The 20905-nt window shown below is 56.0% G+C and carries 20 protein-coding genes; 10 read left to right on the top strand and 10 right to left on the bottom strand.

Annotation, left to right across the window (positions count from 1 at the left end; all coding sequences use genetic code 11):
• Positions 1-11 precede the first annotated feature (11 nt).
• On the bottom strand, positions 12-320 hold the full coding sequence (locus D1222_RS15630; RefSeq protein WP_147371797.1) for a hypothetical protein: 309 nt from the start codon (positions 318-320) through the stop codon (positions 12-14).
• Between the two features lie 392 nt (positions 321-712).
• On the opposite strand from D1222_RS15630, the gene D1222_RS01910 reads away from it, so the two are divergent.
• From D1222_RS01910 to D1222_RS01865, 9 genes are all read left to right on the top strand, one after another.
• Positions 713-964, top strand: coding sequence for a hypothetical protein (locus D1222_RS01910; RefSeq protein ID WP_147371796.1), 252 nt, complete (start codon positions 713-715; stop codon positions 962-964).
• The gene (locus D1222_RS01905) at positions 961-1368 is read left to right on the top strand and encodes an antirestriction protein (protein WP_119452547.1); all 408 of its coding nucleotides are present in this window, start codon (positions 961-963) and stop codon (positions 1366-1368) included. Before D1222_RS01910 ends, D1222_RS01905 begins: the two co-directional genes overlap by 4 nt.
• A 1083-nt stretch (positions 1369-2451) precedes the next feature.
• Positions 2452-3183: a BRCT domain-containing protein gene (locus D1222_RS01895; protein WP_119452545.1), complete on the top strand. Its 732-nt coding sequence runs from the start codon at positions 2452-2454 to the stop codon at positions 3181-3183.
• Positions 3184-3237: 54 nt separating this feature from the next.
• Positions 3238-4008 carry a hypothetical protein gene (locus tag D1222_RS01890; RefSeq protein ID WP_119452544.1) on the top strand — a complete coding sequence of 257 codons (771 nt, stop codon included), beginning with the start codon at positions 3238-3240 and terminating at the stop codon, positions 4006-4008.
• A gap of 37 nt (positions 4009-4045) precedes the next feature.
• Positions 4046-4504, top strand: coding sequence for a tetratricopeptide repeat protein (locus D1222_RS15935; RefSeq protein WP_119452543.1), 459 nt, complete (start codon positions 4046-4048; stop codon positions 4502-4504).
• A gap of 759 nt (positions 4505-5263) precedes the next feature.
• A complete protein-coding gene (locus D1222_RS01880; protein ID WP_199288459.1) occupies positions 5264-7006 on the top strand; it encodes a retron Ec67 family RNA-directed DNA polymerase/endonuclease in 1743 nt (580 codons plus the stop codon).
• A 181-nt stretch (positions 7007-7187) separates the two neighbouring features.
• The gene (locus D1222_RS01875; RefSeq protein ID WP_119452542.1) at positions 7188-8573 is read left to right on the top strand and encodes a toll/interleukin-1 receptor domain-containing protein; all 1386 of its coding nucleotides are present in this window, start codon (positions 7188-7190) and stop codon (positions 8571-8573) included.
• A gap of 2 nt (positions 8574-8575) precedes the next feature.
• Entirely contained in the window at positions 8576-10129 is a 1554-nt protein-coding gene (locus tag D1222_RS01870; protein WP_119452541.1) for an argonaute/piwi family protein, read from the top strand.
• 12 nt (positions 10130-10141) lie between these two features.
• On the top strand, positions 10142-10897 hold the full coding sequence (locus D1222_RS01865) for a restriction endonuclease (protein WP_119452540.1): 756 nt from the start codon (positions 10142-10144) through the stop codon (positions 10895-10897).
• 351 nt (positions 10898-11248) lie between these two features.
• Here D1222_RS01865 and D1222_RS01855 read toward each other — a convergent pair whose 3' ends face one another.
• The 9 genes from D1222_RS01855 to D1222_RS01815 form a co-directional block, all read right to left on the bottom strand.
• Positions 11249-12562: a relaxase/mobilization nuclease domain-containing protein gene (locus tag D1222_RS01855; protein ID WP_119452538.1), complete on the bottom strand. Its 1314-nt coding sequence runs from the start codon at positions 12560-12562 to the stop codon at positions 11249-11251.
• Between the two features lie 3 nt (positions 12563-12565).
• Positions 12566-12967: a hypothetical protein gene (locus D1222_RS01850; protein ID WP_119452537.1), complete on the bottom strand. Its 402-nt coding sequence runs from the start codon at positions 12965-12967 to the stop codon at positions 12566-12568.
• 147 nt (positions 12968-13114) lie between these two features.
• A complete protein-coding gene (locus tag D1222_RS01845) occupies positions 13115-13750 on the bottom strand; it encodes a Crp/Fnr family transcriptional regulator (RefSeq protein ID WP_267896082.1) in 636 nt (211 codons plus the stop codon).
• Positions 13751-13967: 217 nt separating this feature from the next.
• On the bottom strand, positions 13968-14915 hold the full coding sequence (locus D1222_RS01840) for an RDD family protein (RefSeq protein ID WP_119452535.1): 948 nt from the start codon (positions 14913-14915) through the stop codon (positions 13968-13970).
• Entirely contained in the window at positions 14915-15913 is a 999-nt protein-coding gene (locus D1222_RS01835) for a stage II sporulation protein M (protein WP_119452534.1), read from the bottom strand. Before D1222_RS01835 ends, D1222_RS01840 begins: the two co-directional genes overlap by 1 nt.
• Complete coding sequence (locus tag D1222_RS01830) at positions 15910-17223, bottom strand: DUF58 domain-containing protein (RefSeq protein WP_119452533.1); 1314 nt, start codon at positions 17221-17223, stop codon at positions 15910-15912. The genes D1222_RS01835 and D1222_RS01830 overlap by 4 nt, the downstream gene beginning before the upstream one ends.
• A gap of 160 nt (positions 17224-17383) precedes the next feature.
• Entirely contained in the window at positions 17384-18340 is a 957-nt protein-coding gene (locus tag D1222_RS01825; protein ID WP_119452532.1) for an AAA family ATPase, read from the bottom strand.
• A complete protein-coding gene (locus tag D1222_RS01820) occupies positions 18330-19538 on the bottom strand; it encodes a DUF4350 domain-containing protein (RefSeq protein WP_119452531.1) in 1209 nt (402 codons plus the stop codon). The genes D1222_RS01825 and D1222_RS01820 overlap by 11 nt, the downstream gene beginning before the upstream one ends.
• Positions 19535-20266: a DUF4129 domain-containing protein gene (locus D1222_RS01815; RefSeq protein ID WP_119452530.1), complete on the bottom strand. Its 732-nt coding sequence runs from the start codon at positions 20264-20266 to the stop codon at positions 19535-19537. Before D1222_RS01815 ends, D1222_RS01820 begins: the two co-directional genes overlap by 4 nt.
• 146 nt (positions 20267-20412) lie before the next feature.
• Between D1222_RS01815 and D1222_RS01810 the strand changes: the two genes are divergently transcribed.
• A complete protein-coding gene (locus tag D1222_RS01810; RefSeq protein WP_119452529.1) occupies positions 20413-20880 on the top strand; it encodes a GAF domain-containing protein in 468 nt (155 codons plus the stop codon).
• Positions 20881-20905 lie beyond the last annotated feature (25 nt).

Below are 20905 nucleotides of genomic sequence, written 5' to 3'. Positions count from 1 at the left end.
GTGTCGTTGTGCTAGACGCGGGGAGGCCGATAGAGCCCGTCCGGATGCAGGCTCACCGGAGGCAGAAAGTCTGAAGAACGCCAATTGCCTGAAATGGCGTATTGCAGACCAGGGCCAAAATTATTGCTGCCAATCATATGAACATGACAGCTTCCACAATGATGAGCCACGTGATCGTGGGCATCCTTTGCAGGTTTTTCGTCTGGCTCGGTTTGTTCGCTATGTGTGTCGACGCACTCGGCCGCAGCCTCATCAAAAGCGTGCTGGACATCTGCAGCCGAACTCATAGGTGCAACAAAAACCGCAAGCGTCATAATCATGACGAGCAGTGTTCGAAAACGCCTGAATGGTGTGGTGCTGCACATAGCTTAGCGAAAGTACTCTTTTCGGAAAAAGGTTTAGCCTACGACTAGCGTACCATTTCAGGGGGTCTCAGGGTCAAGCTTTTTATGCGTTCGGCTGTGAGGCGCGTAATCCCTCAGCCTAAGCTCCTCAGGCTTTAGTCTGGTTATCTTTCCTGTCCGCGCGCGGTTAATTGCCATCCATCCTTGAAAGTCTGCCGCCCTTGTCCGGGTTAAAGCGCATGCGCGCCCGTCAATGGTCTGCCCGCTCCAAAAATCCGTGTTGACCATGACGGCCCCGGCCTCTCGGTCGGCTGCCCGCCTTTCATCGGATCGGAATGAACCGGCCCGACCAACAGAAAGGCAAAACCATGAACAAGCCCATTCAAACCCTGCGAGATGGATTGCTCACCGCAACCATCTGGCGAAACCAGAGCCAAGACGGAAACGCATTCTACAATGTCCGTATCGTCCGCTCCTACCTCAAAGAGGACACGTGGCGCGAAGCCAGCTCATTCTCAGGCTCTGAGCTCTTGCGCCTCTCCCGTCTCAGCCAGGCCGCCTACGACGCCATCGCCCGCCACCGCAAAGCTGAGCGCCAGGCTCAGAAGGAGGCAGCATGAGCACGGACATCATCACCGCACGCCTTATCCCGCTCTCAGAGCGGGAGGGCTTTCTCCCCAAACATGCCGGAGGCACCTTCATCCGCTACGAGATGCTGACATACGCTCTCATGGACAATGCTTGCGAGAGCTATGGCGGCGGTCTTTGGAGATTCTACGAACTCAGTAATGGTGGCTTCTTCATGGCTCCCGATATCGAGGAAACGCTCGATCTAGTCTGGCCCGACAATTTCTTCGAAGGCTCAATGAGCGCCGAAGCCGCTGGCATCGGCATTTCGCTGATGGCGCAAAGCCAGATGGCCTTCATCGCCGATAGTCAGCGCTTTTCCGAGAGCTTTCACAAGCTTCGCGATTACGCGCTTGATCACACGGAGGCCGGAGTGATCTTCCGGTTTATCGACTAATGAGCGGGGATCATTCCCCGCTCACTCACGCCGAGCGTGAGGTAGCATTCCGTCAGGCGACGCGCTGCCTCATTGCCTGGCACGGCGATGAGTTGAAGCAAGGTGTGAGCGATGATCGCTTAGCCGAGCTTCTGAAGCGCGCTCTCGGCATCTTCGGCGGTAGCTGCGGCCCGAACCGGTTGCATGTTAGCCACCAAGGCTCTGGCCTGAAAATTTGGGCATCTCGTGAGATCCATAATCACTGTCAGATGGCTCCCACATTTCAGGGCGCGCAGACCGTCAACATGGCGCGGGAGGTCTACGGGATCACTGATCCGAACTCGCCACAAGCCTGCCTTCTCTGAGCTGTCTGGTCACGACCAAGCACACGGCGCTCGTAGTCCTCCCACGCGTTGATACGCTGCGCTATCTCCATGCTCCAATTACGAGCGGTATCAGGCTCGCTGATGGCAACGATCGTCCCAAGCGCAGACAGTAAGGGCCTGTACCGATGTTGTGCTGAAAGTGTTATTCCCCTCTGCAACTCAGAAAACCACTGTCGGCGCTGCATCTCCTTGTGGGTCTCTTTGTGTCCCGCAGAGAGCGGGAGATTCATGTACATGCGATCAAGCGCCGGATCATCGACCAGCTCGCTAGAGCGCCGCAAGCAAACTGCTAGAGTGTCGGCAACTGCCTGTACGTACAATCGCTCCGAATGCCTTGCGAGAATAGTCTCGGCTTGTGTCGCAAATCGACTTGGAGCCATATTTTGAAATGTGCCGCTTTCCGCGATTAGCCCGGTTAGCCTTCTGTTTGTTTCGAAGTCCTCGACGCGGACGATGGGCCTTACATCTGAAGCCATATCAATGTTCCTCAATCTGTAAGGCGATCACCCGGGAGACCGCCTTAATGAGGACGCTTAGCTAGAGCGCCCAGCACCGCGATTGCGCTGCTTGACGACCAGCAATGCATATCGATCACAGGATCGCGACAAGATACTAATCTTGCTTCCAACCCAACAAGATCCAGCCGACATCCCGTTATTAGTGCCCTGTAATTTATGTTTTTCTTTTATTCTTCTGCAAAATGTAATACTATTACATAATGAGTGATAAATTTGAATATTCAGTTTTGGTGGAGCCTTATATCCCTTCAGGTGAAGATAGTTTCGAGTTCCTTACGCCGCTCGAACGTGAAGTCTGGACGCTCAATGGAAAGCTTCACAATCACCGGGGGCCGGCGGTCGTGATCAGGCAAACGGAAACCGGTCGGGTTGTGCAGGAAGAATACTATGTAGAGGGGCTACGGCACCGGGACGACGCCCCTGCTTTTATCATTCGATCGGATTCTGAAGAGGAGCGTCACTGGTATAAGGATGGCAAGTTTCATCGCAAAGGCGGACCAGCCATTGAAGTTGAATGTCTTCTAAACGGGATTCTGACCCAAGACGTTTGGTTGCAAGAGGGAAAAATTCATCGAGTGGGAGCGCCGGCCCGAGTCTGTCGGGATGACGCTGACGGACTTGAGCACTCCATCGAGTATTTTGAAAATGGTGAACGTCACCGCACAGATGGTGGTCCCGCCCTGATCGAAAGAGACGTCTGGTCGCATTTCGGGGTCATAAAGTCTGCATGGTACAAACACGGCAAACTTCATCGAACTGATGGCGGACCGGCATTGATTCAGAGGGAAGTCCTTCACAGCGATAACGTCGTAAAATCTGAGTGGTATCGAGACGGCGAATTATTCCGTGAAAATGGCCAACCAACCACAGTTCGCAGCGACTACGACGAGAGTTCTCCTATTGCCGACGGCTTAAGCTCAGGCCCTTACTAGCCAACAAACATCTAAAATTGCATCCTCCTCACAAGCGAGGGGAATTTATAGCGAATGGCTCAAACACTCGGAGGTCAATTTGATCTTCATGCTAGGCTCATTTGGGAGCATGCGATTGACGCAATCGACGACCTGCGTGAGCGAACGCAGTCTGTGTTCGAAACACAATATGAACTGTTACCTTTTCGCCCAATAGATTTTTTCGAAAGACTCAATGGCACCTTTGATACTTACAACGTATCTAAGCCATCGCACTTGTCGAATGCGAAGTCTTCAGTCCCTGGCAAAGTAAGCGCCGCCAGAGCTACAATTCGAGACCTGAAGTCCAACTCAAGCCTTCAGGGCAAAAACGCGACCGGCAAAAAGCAGCTGCCTGCCGTGTTGGCCTTTCTGTGGGATTATCACCCTGAAACTGCGCAAGAATTCTACAAATACGTGGCCGATCAGATGCCTGATCAATATGCGGACACGTTCCGACGTTTCGCAAATGCATCGGTACATGAGATCGGCGCTGCCCCAACAACAGAAAACGACAACGACAGCGCTAAGAAAGAGTACCTCGAAAAAGATGCCAAGCAGAACGCTAAGCGTTTCACTGGAGCTTGGTGGATAGCTGGCGCTGTAATCCTGTTGAGCTTAATTGGAAGCGGAATTCTGTTAGGTCCGTCAATTCTTGGTGACGATCAGATCGAGATACCTGAAGATGATGCTCAGGTGGATAATGTCAGCCAAGTATCCGGAACCTGGGATGAAATAACAGAGGCGCAATGGGCGGCGGCGCCGAATTCCTACTTTAAAACAATTGCGACGTACGCCGAAAGCTGACGTAGAAGCGGCAGCGGCCTCAGGTGATGCGGACGCGATGACACTTGCCGCTTTCGGGCACTTTTATGGCCTCTATTCTCAATATGATCATGGATTAGCGATTCGTGATTTTTTGACCCCTGCTTGTGAGGCCGATCACGGTCGTGCCTGCACTCTTCTTGGAAGGCATTACACGTGGGGTTGGGTTGTTCCGGCCGACAATGCGCGATCTCAAGACTTTCATCGAAAAGCGTGCAGACTTGGTAATGCTGTTGGGTGTTTCTTCGTCGAGCATCAGAGATATCGTCAAAACGTGGGAAACGATCAAATTCGCTCGCGAGCGTTGGCGAGGCTAAAAAGCTATTGCGATTTAGGGGAAGTGGAGTCGTGTTACGCGGTTGGCCATTTCTATGAGTATGGAAATGGTGTCCCCAAGGACTTATCAATCGCTTCACTCTATTACAAAAAGTCATGTGAAATTCATCCTTGGTATTGTGTGATAGAAGACCAAGATTGAAAGCGAGCGCTCGCACTTCTGACGGGGGCGAGAAGATGCAATTGGCAATAAGAACATTAGTTCGTTCAGACGGCTGCTAAGGAGCTAGCGCAACGGTGTGCGTGGTAGTACCACGCCCGTTGGCAGGAGGCCCGCTGCGCGCCTCCGTGCACCTCCCGGCATTTGGTGCGATTTCACGACCCTGAGCGCTTCGCCTTCCAATTGCTTTTCACTTCCGCGAGATCCCGTGGCCGGGACCGCTCCAATTCCACTCCAATTCCAGGCTTCGGCTGGCAGGGCCATCTTCGACCAATTGACCGTATCGCCGGTCAATCCCTCGCAGACCTTTGGCGGTCATGCGCTCACCAGTCAGGGTATTGGCCCCCGACACCCGCCGGCATGGAGACTTCAGCTCTCCCTGCACCCATCGCCCTGGGAGCCTTCAGCGCCCCCAAGACCCCTCGACCATTTCATAGGGACAACTCCATTGGGACCAATCATACGCCGATTGGATGGCGGAGGAAAAACGACGCTCAACCTACGAAACGGGGGCCAATCTAAAGCACAGACAAATAGAAAGTTTTTGCTTAGCCACTTAGAGCTATGCTAATCAAAGATTGAGCTTGCGGGTAGATTTGTTGTCCGGATTCGAGACATATGAAGAAATGCGGGGGAACATCTGTGCTTCCCTGAACCATACTGCGGCATACTGTGTGCTGTGTTACGGTGATCGTCGTGATCGCGTATGAGTGCCCGCAAGCCTTTTTTTTGAGGCGTAAAGTGAGTCAGCTTGAAAATTTAAGATCAGCCAAAAACCGTAAGGAGCTTGCTTCTCTATTGGGGTTTCAGCCTAGCGCTCTGACCTCGATAATATACAAAACACCGCTTGCAGACCGCTATTCGACCTTTGAAATTCCAAAGAAAAGCGGTGGAACTCGCACGATTAAGGCACCGAACGACAAGCTAAAAAAGCTTCAGCGCCATCTTGCCCATTTACTCTACAATTGCCTTGCAGAGATTGAAGACGAGCTGTCTATTGCTTCAGTTTCTTATGGATTTCGACAGAACGGGTCCATCATTGCTAACGCTAAGAATCACAAACGCCGCCGCTACGTCCTTAATATAGATATCGAGAACTTCTTTCCCTCATTCCATTTTGGAAGGGTGCGCGGTTTCTTTCTGAAAAACAAATTCTTTGCTCTCGAAGATGAGGTTGCTACCACCATCGCGCAAATAGCGTGCGATGGAGAGGCCTTGCCACAAGGAAGCCCATGCTCGCCCGTGATCTCTGAGCTCATTGCCAATATACTTGATCTTCGTCTGTTGAGGTTAGCAAAAGAACACGGAGTGAGGTACTCCAGATATGCAGATGACCTCACGTTTTCTACGAATAGCAAGAAGTTTCCGGACGCTATTGCCTCTGAAGGGGCGTTAGGCAATTGGACATTAGGCAACGAGTTGGTCGAGGAAATCGACGACGCTTGGTTCACCATAAATCATGCCAAAACGCGTATGCACTGTCGGGGCAATCGTCAACTTGTCACGGGCTTGGTTGTAAACGAAAAGGCCAACATCAAAAGCGAGTACTATCGAAATGCGCGCGCTATGTGCGATTCACTTTTCACGCAGGGGCGATATTACAAATCAAAGACAAGCCCAGAGGATGCTGATGCTGTGCCCCAGCCAATTTGGACTTCTAACTTAAATCCACTAGAGGGCATTCTAAGCCACATATATGATGTGACGCAGTCGGAAGAGCGCAGGCCGGTTCCTGAGCAGCGGAACGCTCCGAGAGCAATTCGTGCTCTTTATCGACGTTTTCTTTTTTACAAAAAATGCGTTGCCCTGACCGCGCCTCTCATCATTACAGAAGGCAAGACAGACCCAATCTACCTGCGAGAGGCAATTCGTCATCGAAACGTCTTCCAGCCTGTGCTTGGAAGTATGGGTGATGAAGCTTTCGAATTTGCGGTGAATTTCTTCAATTACGAAGGTAGTTCTCATGAACTTATGGATCTGGGGGGAGGCTCTGGCGACCTGCGCTCAATTCCCTTGGATTATCGTAGGAACTTAGCACCCGCTAAAGAAAAGAAGCGCAAGCCGATGATCCATACGCCAATGTCCTACCCGGTGATATTGGTTCTCGACAATGATGATGGGTTGAGTGCGGTTACCGGAACCATAAAGAAGAATTTTGGGGTTCAAATAGACAAAACTACCACTGATGACTTCTATCAGGTGATTCAAAATTTGTATGTCGTGAAAGTACCCGAGACGACGTCGGACGCTCAGATAGAATCGTTATTCCCTGACAGTGTTCAATCGATCAAACTCAACGGCAAAGCATTCAGCACAAAAGACAAAATCGATCCTGAAAAAGAATATAGCAAGGCGATCTTTGCCAAGTCTGTCGTAAGACCTAATGCTGATAAAATCGATTTCTCCGGATTTGATCCCTTATTGCACAGAATAGTCGCTGCGATCGATCACTACGACGCCAATGGTCCGAAAGCTTTCAGTTAGCAGGCGATAGCAAAGCGGACATATCCTCAACTCTTATCTCTGAGTTCATTTTTGTCCTGAGCAGCGCGGCCAGACTCGTGCTAAGGTTAGAAGCAATGATTCCTATCAACCAAAAATTGCGCACACGAGTATTAAAAGTAACGCAAATAAGCGCTGTAACCAGCGAGCGTGAGGCGGTTACATGAATCAGACACGCTCTCTTAGAGATACAGTTTTTATTAGCAAGGCCACGCCTGGCGATGACGACTTTGCTCTTTGGTTAGCACCACGGTTAGAAGCCGCGGGTTATAAGGTTTTTGCTGACATACTCTCTTTTGATGCTGGCGATCGCTGGAGATTAAAGCTCACATCGACTCTACAAAACTCAGCAACCAAAATGCTGCTCTGCTGCCGCGACAGCTCACTTGTGCGGCATGGCGTTGACGAAGAGATCTCGATCGCTCAGGACCTATCAAGAGAACTCGACGATCCTAATTTCATACTTCCGCTTCGCTTGGAACGGTTCAAAAAACTGTTTGGAATTGGCGGGCTTCAGTACATTGATTTTGAGAAAAGCTGGGCAGACGGCTTGTCCGAACTTCTTAAGAGTCTGGACCGACAAAACACTCCCAAAGCCAACTCGCCGGCGCAAATCAATCCTGAATGGGAAAACTATCAGAAGCGTCAGCAAGTTACACTTGAGCAAATTCCCGAGCCTTTAACGTCAAATTGGCTAAAACTCCTCTCTGCGCCTGACACGATTAAGTATCTGACCCCGAAGGGATCGGTGATACACTCCGTTATGGCGAGAGAGGCGAAATCCTTTGAGTTCCCGCTCGTTCAACATAATCGAGGCTTCTTCGGTTTTTGTGATCCATCCCAGATGGAAAGTCACTTTAAGGGTACGGGTCCGTTTCTAATTGAGCGGGAGCTCTCGCTCGATTCTTTCCTAAATGAAGGCGTTCAAGAGATGGGGCTCGCTGATCGGGCTGCCAAAAATATATTTGTCCAGATCATGCGAATGTCTTGGGAGGCATTCTGCCGTCAGCGCGGTCTCATAAAGTACGAATTTTCTGCAGGCGCCAGTTATCACGTGAGTGATTCTGTAGCTCGAATTGGGCAAAGAATTCCTTGGGGACGCCAGGGAAGCAGACGATCATCTATGCTTCGAAACATCGCCAAGAAAAAGGTTTGGGAGTTTGGAATGAGCGCAATTCCTAGCTTATTTCCATTTCCTCACTTTCGGCTGAAGAGCCGAGTGCTTTTTTCAGATGTTATTGATGACGATAAGCGAGGCGCAACCATTTCTGATCCGAAAGCTCAACATCGGCTTCGACGATCAGTCTGCTCACCATGGCGCAATCCAGCCTGGCACGGACGGCTAATGGCATACTTGGAAGTCCTCGCCCCTGAAACGGCCAACATAAATTTGCCCGTCGCTCCCGGTTCCCATCTTGCGGTAGAGGCAACGCCGCTTGCGGTAACGAGCCCGGTTTCCACACGACAGGCCGCAATTTCAGACGGTGATGCAGAAGAAGCCGACGCCAGCACGCTACCTCCTTACTTTTCAGACGAGGAGGAGGACTGATCGTGGAGTTTGAGGACAAGCAGCTCTTTGCAGAGCATATTGAGGAGCCAGTACTTGAATTCGGTCACGGTCAAACAACTGATCATCCAAAAGACGGTTTATTTCTCTATGGACCTCGCCGCCAAAACGCTGGTGTATCGGCACTTAGAGTTGGCGTTATAGGCACTCCGTCGGGTCTGAGTTTGTTTCGCGACTGGGCCAATGAGATTATGGGTCGCATCCAGATTCCACCGCCCGGACCAAGAGATAAGGAAGTTCGCCTGCACCTCTCGGCATTTCCTGGGCTCCAAGAAGCGTTTGGAATATCGCTTGATCCTGACGCGTTCACCGAATGCGAGATCAATGAAAAGCGTTTGGAAACTGTTACGCGTATTGTGAACCAACACGAAGCTGTTTCAAAAGCAGCAGACATCTATGTCGATCGTGTTCGTAATCACGCTAAAAATGAAGAACAGCCGATCGATATATGGATATTTGTTGTACCAGAATTTATCTTTGAGCGCTGCAGGCGACAATCCCGTCGACAAGGGCTCGCGCTTGAAGTTGGCGAATTCATAAAGTCACAAAAAGCGAAGTTTGATGCGCCTCTTTTTGCGGGGGCACTGGATGTCGAAGGAGAACAGGTTTTTGAGGATATCCCTGATTTTCATCGGCACATCAAAGCTAAATTGCTCGATCTAAACTACACCTCCCAGCTCGTGCGCGAGACGACGCTAAAACCTGAGAACTTTTTAAATTTAGCCGGTCACCCTACACGCCGCACACAAGACCGCGCGACAATAGCGTGGAATTTTTGCAGCAGTCTTTTTTACAAGACCCAAGCTGACCCGCCGTGGAAGATTGCGAATATGCGTCCCGGGGTGTGCTATGTGGGACTAGTATTCAAGGTTCTGCCGGACCACGAGCAGGGACACGCCTGTTGCGCGGCTCAAATGTTTCTCAGCGAAGGCGATGGGGTTGTTTTTAGAGGGGCTGTTGGTCCCTGGAAAACGGAAGACAAGACTTTTCATTTGTCAGCTGATGCTGCGAACAAACTCATGCGAATGGTGCTTGAGACTTACAAGGATAAGCACGGGCAATTCCCCAGTGAACTTTTCATTCACGGCCGCACCTCCTTCCGAAACGATGAGTGGGATGCTTTCTGTGAGGCTGCCCCGCCGGAAACAAATATTGTGGGCGTTAGAATTCGATCGACCACTGGCGAAATGAAGCTCTTTCGTGACGGTGATTATCCGTGCTTGCGCGGGACCGCACTAATACTGGACGAGAGAAACGCTTACCTCTGGTCCTCAGGCTTCGCTCCGCGCATCGGGACATATATAGGGCCAGAGACGCCAAACCCGCTTTTTGTGACGATCCTGAAAAGTTCGAACGATGCACCTGAGATGAGGACCGTTCTGCAAGACATATTGGGTTTGACGAAAATCAATTACAATTCCTGCAATTATAATGATGGCAGACCTGTCACTATACAATTTGCTGATAAGGTCGGCGACATATTGATTATGGGAAGCGCAAAAAATGCGGTGCGCCAACCATTCAAATTTTATATTTAAGTCACGCTCAGTATGCCCCAGATAACGTCTTTTTCTCCTGAAACCTGGCAGCAGTTAGAAGAGGTCGTGCGGGATATATTATCTGAGTGCGGAATGGATGCGCAGCGTAACGTAAGCCTCTCACTCCCTAGAGGTGGGGTGGATGTCGATGTCCTTGCAACGGAGACGGTAGATGGCATTACGCATCGCACCATTTGCGAATGCAAAAATTGGAACGCTAGCGTGCCACGCTCCGTAGTTCATGCATTTCGTACAGTTATGATCGAAACAGGCGTAAACACTGGCTGCGTCATTTCCCGAAACGGTTTTCAGACAGGGGCTTTGGAGGCAGCTGACGCCACAAACATTAAGCTATTCACTTTTGATGAATTCCAGAACTTTTATTTCCTAAAGTGGTTCAAAAGACAAATCTGGGAATTAGAAGACTATCTCGATGGTTTTCATGAGTACTATGAACCGCCGCCGTTTGGAAAACCGGGCTATGAGAAACTGCAAAGCGACGACCAGCGACAAGCGTACGATAGCGTTTGGGAGAAGTACCATTTTGCGGGTCTTATTTTGCCTCAGTTCTCTCCGTATTTAAATATAATCGGCCAGTTAAACGTCCCCACTCTACCCTTGAATTTTTCTGAAATTGATCGCTTCAAAATACGCGTTCCTCAAGAGATACGCGAAGCTTCCGCTCATCGAGAATTGTTCGCGGCACTCAAGAGCTACGGGCGGGAAGGTTTGGAAGAGCTTCGGTCAGTAAATCCCAACATTTCTTGACATGCCGCATGACGATTGCGCGCCCTTCGGGCTGGGCTCTCGTGAACCAGGCCAGCAAGCGGTCCTGGCCATTCGGCGTCGATCCCTCGCGCGGGCGCGTTACCGCTGGCTCCGATGTGCGTCGTTGCTTCGAGGCTGCGCCTGAAATCGTCGTTACCACTGGTCTTTGCCCAGAGGCCGACTTCTTGTTTTGAGGTAAGCTTAGGGCTTTGCCCTCACCGCGCGTGCAAGAGCAATAGGCGGTTCCCGAGGCTCGGAGCCTTGCTCCTGCGCCCGCCGCCCATTCCTCTTGACGCTTGGACACCCATCCTCGCCGGATCGGCAGGCCGCCAGATGGCGGCTTTTTTGATTTTAGCGTTCGCGATCCGGCGTCGGTGGGCCACGCTCGTCGCGGCGAAGCCAGTCGAGACGGACCTGAATTGTGGTTTCCGCATTTGGCTCGGGTTGAGGCTGCGGCTTTCGCATCTCCTGGTATTTGCGCCAGTCTTCGCGCAGGCTCGAACGCGTTTCTCTCGATGTTTCCCGCATCTGCTCGTAACGCACCGACAGCTCGCGCCTTTGGTCAAGATGCCGCTGCACGAGCCGATCCCGTTCGGCCTGATCGCGTTTGTAAGCCTCATAAGTTTCACGCTCATTTTGGGCTTTGATGCGAGCGTGCTCGCCGCGCATCTTGTCCCAGAGGCCGCGCAGACCTTCGCGGTAGCGCTCCTGACGTGCTTTGGCTTCTGCAACGGAGCGTATCTCTTGGTCGCTACGAAGTGATTCACGCGCTGTGCTTTGCCGTTCGACAAGGCTCATGCGCTGACGGTCGAACGTCGCTTTCCGCAAGCGCGCTTTTCCGATTTCAGCGCGGCGAAACTCGCCAACCTTACCAAGCATCTCTTCCGCAATGCGATTGCGCGTTTGCTCAACACTTGAGAGCGCCTCGGTCTCTTTTAGTCGAGCGCGAATATCACGCGCCTTGATGCCGGCGCTGCGCGCGAGAGAGCGGACCTCACCATCCTGATCTATGACGACCACACCTTTACGGTCGCCCCTGGCGAGCCTGAAGCCGCGCGCTTCAAGAGCATGTGCCAAGGTAGCTTGCGTGTCTGAGGTTGCCCAAGCGTCCTGAATGGCCGTCTTAATCTCGCGGGGATCGCGGCCCTTACGTTTAGCTTGCTGCCATTCTTCAAGGGTGAAATTGCGTGGATCGCGTTCTTGGCTGTTCGCCAGCCCGCGGGGCAGAGTCCAGCCATGCTCGATGAAGAGCTCGCGGGAGACTTCCCGCATTTTCATCTTCGAGTGAGAGAGTTGGATCGCCTTCATGTTTTCGCCGTCGATACGGCTCCACACGGCATGCAGATGACGGCGCGCCTCCTTCTCATGAAAGATCAGTGCGCGCGGTTGTCCTGATAGGCCGAGCGCTTCTTCTGCCTGAGCAACGGCGCGCTCGAAATCCTCTGTCGAAACCTCCCGTCCTGGAGGAGGATTGAATGACATGGAAAAGAGATGCTGACGGCAGCGTGTACCTTCGGACAGTGCTTCCGACTCCAGAAACGCGCCCATCAGGTCTTCGCAGGCAAACCCGCGCAGCGAATGAACCTCGATATGCTCATTTTCGGGCTTCATGAGATGAACGGCGAGGTCTCTTGCCCCACCGCGCTGATTGCCGTGCAGGATCATGGCTCAGCTCTCCGGTTGCTTGCCGAGCGCCTTCATGAGCGTCATGCGGATATAGGCGATGTCATAACAGGCCTTGCGGATCGCTTCGTCGGTCTCGGGGATCGCGGGCAGCGTGCCGGTATTCATGCCTTTGGCGAGTTGATTGACGTTCGCGGCAAGAGATGAACGACCCAGAGCGGCGAGCACTTTCGCAAGCTCTTGGCGGTCCTGCACGGGCGACTTCTTCACGCGCCGACGTGGCGAGGCATGCTCACCAAAGAGACGGCCACGTATATACGCATTAAGGGAAAGCGAGCCCGCATCGCGTTCAAGCCGTGCGCGCTCCGCCTTGGTCAGACGCAGCGAAAACGGTGCAGGCCTTTTGGGTTTCGGATTGGCAGAGCGTTGAAAGTCGTGATCGATCATGACGGCCCTCCGCCAAGGTCGAACTCTTCTCCGTTCATGATCACTTCCCAGTCAGAGAAAGTGTCAAAGATTTCCTTGATTTGGTGTTGCTCTAGATCGTTGAGCTCCACCACTCCTTCAAACACGATGATTGCGTCTGGTCAGGCGCTAGGCGGCTTCAGGTACCCAGCTGAGGTCGAGGCGCTCATACCGGTTCACATAGCCGACCAGCCTGTTCAGCCCATCCTCGTCCTTCAGGCGGAAGAAGCGCTTGTGCCGCTCGATCAGGCCAAGCTCCAGCAGCTTCTTGACGGACCGGCTGACATGTACCGCCGACAGGCCGGTTGCCGCGCCGATCTGCTCCTGCGTGAGCGGACAATGAAACTGGTCGCGGAGAAGCGGCTCCATGAGGCGCAACCTCGACATTGTCTGCAACAGGAACAGGACAAGCCTTAGATATCCGTCCGTACGTCGGCTGACGACCACGCGGTCGTTCATCATCGCCTGATCGATCATGCTGAGCGCAAGGATTAGCCCGCTAATGCGCGGCGACTGGTTCAGGACATCGGTGAGGCGCTCTCGCGGGAACCGGCAGACCACCAGCCTTGTGGCGGCCACCGTCGTGTTTGGTGTCTCAGCGAAGGCTGCATCGCTAAGGCCGATAATATCGCCGGGGTGATAGACGGTCGGGATGTGTGGACGCCCATTTTCTTCTTCGCGGGTCGCGATCACCCAGCCCTTTTTCAGGATAAAAAGCTCGTCCAGTTTCTCACCCTCTCGCACGAGAGTTTCGCCCTGTTCCAGCTCTTCCTTCTCTTTCTCCAGAGTGGCCAGAAGATCAGCCTGTGCCTGCGAAAGTGGGGCGAGTTTTTCGAGTTTTGCCGCGAGGCAGGACTCTGTCTCGACGCAAATGTCTTCATTCTGCGAATTGATCGTCCTTCTCCCTGTCTGTCACCGGTCCTTGGTGGGCTATCGGTGCTTCGAACGCAGAAAAAGGGGAGGGTGTTCCGGGAAAACCCGATCAGCGCGTGTCGAACTTGTCGGTCTTGCGCTCGCCGAACAGCATGCGCTGTTCAAGACGCGCACGAAGCGCGGCGTAATAGGCTTCGAGGAAGGCAAGGTCGTCCGGCGTCTGCGGTGTCTCGCGGCCGATCTTGTTACGAATCCGGTCGGCGACCTTGGCCTTGATCTCGGGCGTGGACTGGCGAAGCACATCTTCCAGAACGTGAAGCTCATGGATGCCATAGGCATCAAGTTCGGCGGTGGTGAAGCTGTGCTGGCTCGCCGTCGCAAGTGGCTCGGCAGAGGTGATGTCCTTCTTCAGCTTCACGCGCGGGGCATGGATGACCATCGTCCCCGCGATAAGGTCGCCAACACGCAGCTTTTCAGAATTGAACAGCGGGAAGAGAACGAACGTCCCCGCCCAGACCAGCGCAATGAGGCGGATCCACGCACCAATCGCGTCTTCAGACCCCATGACCAGCAGGGTAAGCGGCAGGAAGACTTCCAGCTCCCGCATGAAGTTTCGCGCCAGCACAGCGTTCGCCGTCAATCGGCCACCGCTTCGGGCGGCAACCCGCAGGCCCAGCGCGCGCTTGCCCGGTGTGGCCGCCTTCCGGCCAATCTCGAAAAAGGTGAAGTAGAAGACCCGCAGTATGAAGATGACGACCGCCGCGATTGAGCCTGCAATCTGCCAGCCACGAAACCCCATCTCCGAAAAGACGATGGCGATCATCCAGCTGAAAGCGATGACCGTGATCACCAGGATAGAGAAGTCGAGAAGGAAGGCGCCCGCGCGCTCTGAGGCGGTCGCCACGCGCAGGTTCAGCGCCGCGCCTTCAGGTGTTACCAGCGGGCGGATGCGCCTCGCCTGTCGTTCCTGCTCTTTCACGCGCATGTCGCGCCGGCGTAGCGCCTCGCGCCGGGCTTCGGTTTCGTCGCTGCCCTTCTGTACTTTGCGTCTCGCCATTATTCGGCCTCACCCTTGCGGCGGGGCCAGTAGAAATAGGCGAGCCAGAAGACCAGCGTCGCCAGCGCGATGATATAGCGCGTCATGTCGCTATTGATCAGCTGGCGGCCAAACCCTTCCAGAAGCGCGGCCATGAACAGCATGATCACCGCGCCCATGATGACGAGGGCCGCCTGATTGCCCGTATCGCGAAGCGACTGCATCCGCGTCTTCTTGCCGGGGAAGGCTACGGCCCCGCCAATCATGAAGCCCGCCGCACCGGCAAGGACGATGGCGAACAGCTCAGTAACGCCGTGGATGAACAGCCAGCCGGTCAGCTCTGCGCCAAGGCCCTTGGAAAAGAACACCGCCATGAAGCTGCCAATGCTGAGGCCGTTATAGATCAGCAGGATGGTCGTCGGGATGCCGAGACAGAATCCCAGCGCAAAGGCTGTGACCGCGATCGTACTGTTGTGCGAGAAGAGCTGCGCGGCGAACGCGCCCAGCATGTCGGCTATGTTCGTCTCTTCCGTGTAGAGGGTGGAGCGCAGATAATCATAGCCTGCATCAGGGTTGCGGCTGTCCCAGCCGGAATTGAACGTCCAGAACCATTCCGGGTCCTGCATCGTCAGAATGAAGGCGAGGAGCCCGCCGCCAAACAGGCAGAGCGCAGCAAGAAGCGTCGGCAGGACGGCGCGTGACACCGCGTCTGGCCAGTCCCGCCTGAAATACTGCGCGATCCGTGAGCCCATGCTGGCGCGCGTGCCATAGACGAAGAAATATGCGCGCGCGCAAAGCGTCTCGAGATAGGCGAGCAGGTTCTGGTCGAGCGAGATGGACCGCGCCATGGACAGGGACGAGACGGCCTGGCGGTAAAGCCGGGGCAGGGCCAGCATGTCCTCGTCCGAGAGGCGTTTGACGCCGCGCTTCTCGGCCCGTGTCACGATACGGTCCAGCGCCTGCCAGTCGGCCTCGCGCTCCTCACGGAAGCGGTAGGATTTCATCACACGGTCGTTCAAATGAGCTCCCTCCGCTTGATGTCGAGATAGCGCGAGACAAGCTCTGACCCGAACTTCTCCGGCGTTGTCTCCACGATCTGCACGCCCATGCGCTGCAGCTTGCGGAAGACAACCTCGCGTTCCTGCAGCAGCGTATCGGCGATGACGGCGCGGCTTACATCTTCTGACTGGAGCGGTTCGGCGTCGATCATCGAGGAAAGCGCCTCATCCTCGAACGTGGCAAAGACAACGATGTGTTTGTCGGTGAGGCGGCGGACATTCTCCAGCATCAGCTCAGCTGAGATCGTGTCGACGAAGTCGGTAAACAGGATGACGAGGGAGCGCCGCTCCAGCCGCCCGGCGAGCGAGGTCAGCGCAAGCGTGTAGTTCGCGTCCTCTGCCGAATAGTCGAGTTCTGAGGCAAGCTTCTGCACATGCGGGAAGGCGCCAGGCCCGGTCAGCAGGCTGGAGGCGACGCCGGGGCGCGCATCAAAGCCGAATATGGCGGTGCGGTCGCCAGAGCGGAGCGAGACATAGGCGAGCAGCAGGGCGGAGTTGATCGCGCGGTCGATCTTGGGGACGCCTCGTAGCGGCTCACTCATCAGCCGGCCCGTATCGAAGGCGAAGACGATATTGTGATTGCGCTCGGTGCGAAATTCCTTGGCGAGCAGCGTGTTGTGACGGGCCGAATGCTTCCAGTCGATGGCGCGCCGGTCCATGCCAGCGGTGAACTCACGCAGCGCATCAAACTCAGACCCGTCGCCGCGGTCGATCTGCATCTTGATGCCAAAGTCTGCGTCGCGCTGGTAAAGCCGCACGGCCTCATCCTTCACCCAGCGTGTGTTTGGCGTGATGGCGAGTTCGGTGCCGAGCGTCTCGGTCTTGCGAATGGCCACAAGGCCGAGCGGGCCTTTCCAGCGCGCCCAGATCCGCTCGATACGTCCGGTCCCCCGGCGCAGCGGCGTCAGCGTATATTCAGCCGTGTGTGCGTTGTCGTTGAAGCCTTTCAGCCATTTGCGCACAGGCGGCTCGATCAGCTCATTGGTCTCCATTTCCGTCTCGACCAGACGAGGCAGAGGCCCCCGGCGAAACCGGTAGGTAGCCTCCACCGGGTCATCGCCTGAAATGTAGAGAAGCGGCGGCGCATCGACCTCGATGCTGAGGTCTGAGGCACGTGCGACAAGCGCGGTGTCTGCCAGCATCAGCGCCAGCACCCCTGCGATCCACCCAGCAGACAGCGTCCAGAGCCCCGGCGCGGCAATCGCAATCACCACGAGCACAGGCAGCCCGGCCAGCATCAGGAAAACGGCGCGCAGGGTCGGTGCGATCATGCGTTCGCCTCGCCCGAGCTTGCGCCACAGGCCCCCTCCGCCCTGCCGGGCACCTCCCCCGTAAACGGGGGAGGGAGACACACCATTGGCGTTAGCGCTTCTTCCCCCGCGGGCGGGGGAAGTGGCCCGCGAATGCGGGTCGAAGGGGGCATCCTTGATATCATCGCGGCGCAGGCGTCTGGTCGATCAGGGCCGCGAGCGTCTCGTCCGTGCTGCGTCCTTCAATCTCTGCAGCAGGCGAGAGGATAACGCGGTGGCGCAGCGCTGGCCGTGCCAGCGTCTTCACATCGTCAGGGATGACAAAGTCCCGCCCGTCGAGTGCGGCGCGCGCCCTCGAAGCGGCCGCAATGGCCGCAGCGGCGCGCGGGCTCGCCCCTGTTTCAAGCGCTGGCGTCTCCCGCGTGGCGCGCACGATATCAACGATATAGCCCGCGATATCTTCCTTCACCTTCACATTGGCGACGCTGGCGACAGCCTCATTCAGCTCAGCCGCGGTCACAACAGCAGACACGCCGAAGGCGGTTGCGGTGCGCATGCCGGTGCGGTTGCCATGGCCGGTCACGATGGCAAGCTCTTCGTCGCGGGTTGGATAGTCGAGCACGTGCTTGAACAGGAAGCGGTCGAGCTGGGCTTCGGGTAGGGGGTAGGTGCCCTGCTGCTCGATCGGGTTCTGCGTCGCAATCACCATGAAGCGATCGTTCAGCGTGTGCGCCTTGCCATCGATAGTCACCTTCCGCTCCTGCATGGCTTCGAGCAGGGCGGCTTGGGTCTTCGGCGGCGTCCGGTTGATCTCGTCGGCGAGCAGGATGTCGGTGAAGATCGGCCCCTTGGTGAGCGAGAACTCATTGGTCTGGAAGTTAAAGAGGTTCGTGCCCAGCACGTCGCCCGGCATCAGGTCCGGGGTAAACTGGATGCGCCCGAAGTCGAGATCGATGGCAGCAGCAAAGCACTGGGTCAGCAGCGTCTTCGCTGTGCCCGGCGGGCCTTCGAGCAGGATATGGCCTGCCGAGAAAAGCGCCGTCAGCATGAGGTCGACCGTATCGGCCTGGCCGATCACGGCCTTGGAGACCTCAGACCTGATCCGGCCGGCGAGGCCCTGAACTGTCTCATTGCTCATGTGTCATCTCCTTGCGCCAGCGCCAGAGCGCGCGGGCCTTGTTCCTGAGGTCATCGCGGGAGCTTGCAGGCGAAGAGAGGCCCGCCTGAAGCTTTGAAAAACTCGTCTCCATGCCCTGATGCTCGGCCATCCGGTCGAGCAGGGCCTGATATTCTTCCTCCGAGAGGGTACGCGGTAGGCCAAGCTCCCGGCTTAAGGCGCGGCGGCTTAGGGCGAGATAGCCGGGCGCCATTCGCCGCTCGCGACCTGCCATTGCGATGAGGCCTGCCGAATTGTCCGCCAGCGCGCGTTTGCCGGCCTGGATGGCGCGGGTCTCGCGTTCCGGCGCGCCAAACCGCACGGCAGACGCCCAGCCGACCAGCAGCATCGTCGCAAGGCCAATCAGCGTCGCGCCGAGATAGGGGATATCGAGAAGGATCTTGAGAAGGTTCGTTGAGTGCTCGAACCCGTGAAGCGTCGCATCGAACACGATCGGGCGGCTACCATTCTCAGAAAGGTCTGCGAGGATGCCGAGGCCAAGCCGGGCATTCTCCAGCCGCGACAGTCCGAAATTGTTGAGAAGGTCAGGGTCGGACAGGACATAAAGCTCGCGGTCGGGGATCTTGCCGAGAAGCACGCCGCCCGGTACCGAAATCAGCGGCTCCAGCTGCTCGGCTTCGATGACCTGCATCTCGTCTTCAAAGTCCGGGCTGAACGTGCCGAATTCGGTCGTGATGTCGCCCGGGTTCTCTTCACGCGTGAGGTCAGCGTCCTCATCGAACTCGCGCAGCAGGATGCGCACGCGTTCTGTCGACGCGAGGTCTGATGTCGCCTCCCAGCTGCGCTTGGCGGGATTGGCGCGGTAATTCCATTTCGGCAGCACGATCAGGGCGGGGCCGGAGATGTCGTCCGGGTCGAGGCTACGGCCGCTAATCCCCAGCGTCGCAATAACCATGCGCCGCCCGCCCGTCTCCATGGTGCGGGGCAGGCGCGAGACGCTGACATCGCGCCCCTGCGCCTCCAGCATGTTGATTAGCCCTTCATACCCGGTCGCGGATCGCGAATAGGGCGTCGGGCCCGCGCGGTCACGGGAGGCAAGGTCTGGCGACCACGCCATGAGGGTCAGCACAGCGCCAAGAGACAGTAGCGAGACGACAATCAGGATGATGATGACGCGGCCGGTAAATGGCGTGCGCGCCTGTGGCAGGCGTTCACTCATGCGCGTGCCTCCTTGAAGGCGAACGCCTCATAGGAGGCCCGCGCTTCCTTCCAGCCGCTCTGGTCCACGGGCCGGTCGCCAAAGAAAGACTTCTCGACCAAGCGGATGATCGGCGACAGCGCGGCGCGCGCGCGTTCCGGCAGGTCTCCGAGGCGTTCAATCTCCCGCGCCGTCAGCGATTGCGGCACGCCCCCTGCGCGCCGTGCGTTGAGGTCGGCAATGGAGCGGAAGAGGAGGAGGTGGACCGCCTCGGCATAGCGTCCGTCCGCGGCCAGCGCGTCGGCCTGCTGCAGGAGGGCTTCCGCCTCTTTCCGAACGGGCCTGCCTTCGTCGATCTCGGAAACATCCGCGGCCGCCTTGTCCTTGCGATCGCGTCTGCCCGGCAGGGTCAGTCCGCCCAGCATGTACCAGAGCGCATAGGCGAGAACGGCGATAACGGCGCCGATCAGCAGATAGCGGATAAGCCAGCCGAAATTCTGGAAGATCCAGGCAAAGAACTTGCCGATGGCTTCGATGATGCCGTTATTGCGACGTGGTGGGGCGTCGTCCAGTTCCGGCTCCAGGGTCGGGCGTTCAGACTGGATGCGGCTGTTGGATGTGTGCGCCTCGACCAGTGCCTCGACATCAGCCTCATTGCTGGCTGCCTCCTGCGCATGCGCCACGGCGCCCGGCACAGGGCTGGCGAACACCAGAACAACAAGAAGCGCGCTCAGCAGAATGGACTTCAAGCAATCGGCTCCTCTTGCGTCTTTTGCATGCGCCCATTCCCTCCAGAATGTTATGACTATTTCAGAGCGGCAGCGCGGCGTCCATGGGGCATTGAGATTAGCGCCGTGATCACCGATATGCGGGACCTGACATCAAGGAGACGCCAATGGACCGCGCCGAACGCTATGCAGAGCTGAAACTCGAAATCGAAAGCCTTGTCGCGGGCGAGACTTATGTGCCGGCCCGCTATGCGTCTGCGGCCTGCCTTCTGGCCGAAGCCTTCCGGCCGCGGTTTTTCTGGACGGGCTTCTACGTGGTTGATCCGCAAAAACCTAAAGAGCTTGTCGTTGGCCCGTATCAGGGCACGCTGGGCTGTCTGCGTATCCCGTTCGGCAAGGGCGTCTGCGGGGCATGCGCGGCGAACGGCGAAACACAGCTTGTGCCCGACGTTCACGCCTTCCCGGGCCACATCGCCTGCGATTCCCGCTCCAACTCAGAGATCGTCGTTCCGGTCTTCGACGCAGACGGCAAGCTTGCCGCCGTCCTCGATGTCGACTCCACCGAATTCGACGCCTTCGACGAGGTCGACCGCGAAGGCCTCGAGGCGATCTGCAAGGTCCTGCTGACCGCTTGAGGTTTTACTGACTGTCATCTCACAC

The organism is Henriciella algicola (genome assembly GCF_003576245.1).
Lineage (GTDB): Bacteria > Pseudomonadota > Alphaproteobacteria > Caulobacterales > Hyphomonadaceae > Henriciella > Henriciella algicola.
This window is presented reverse-complemented; position numbering and strand designations above follow the sequence as displayed.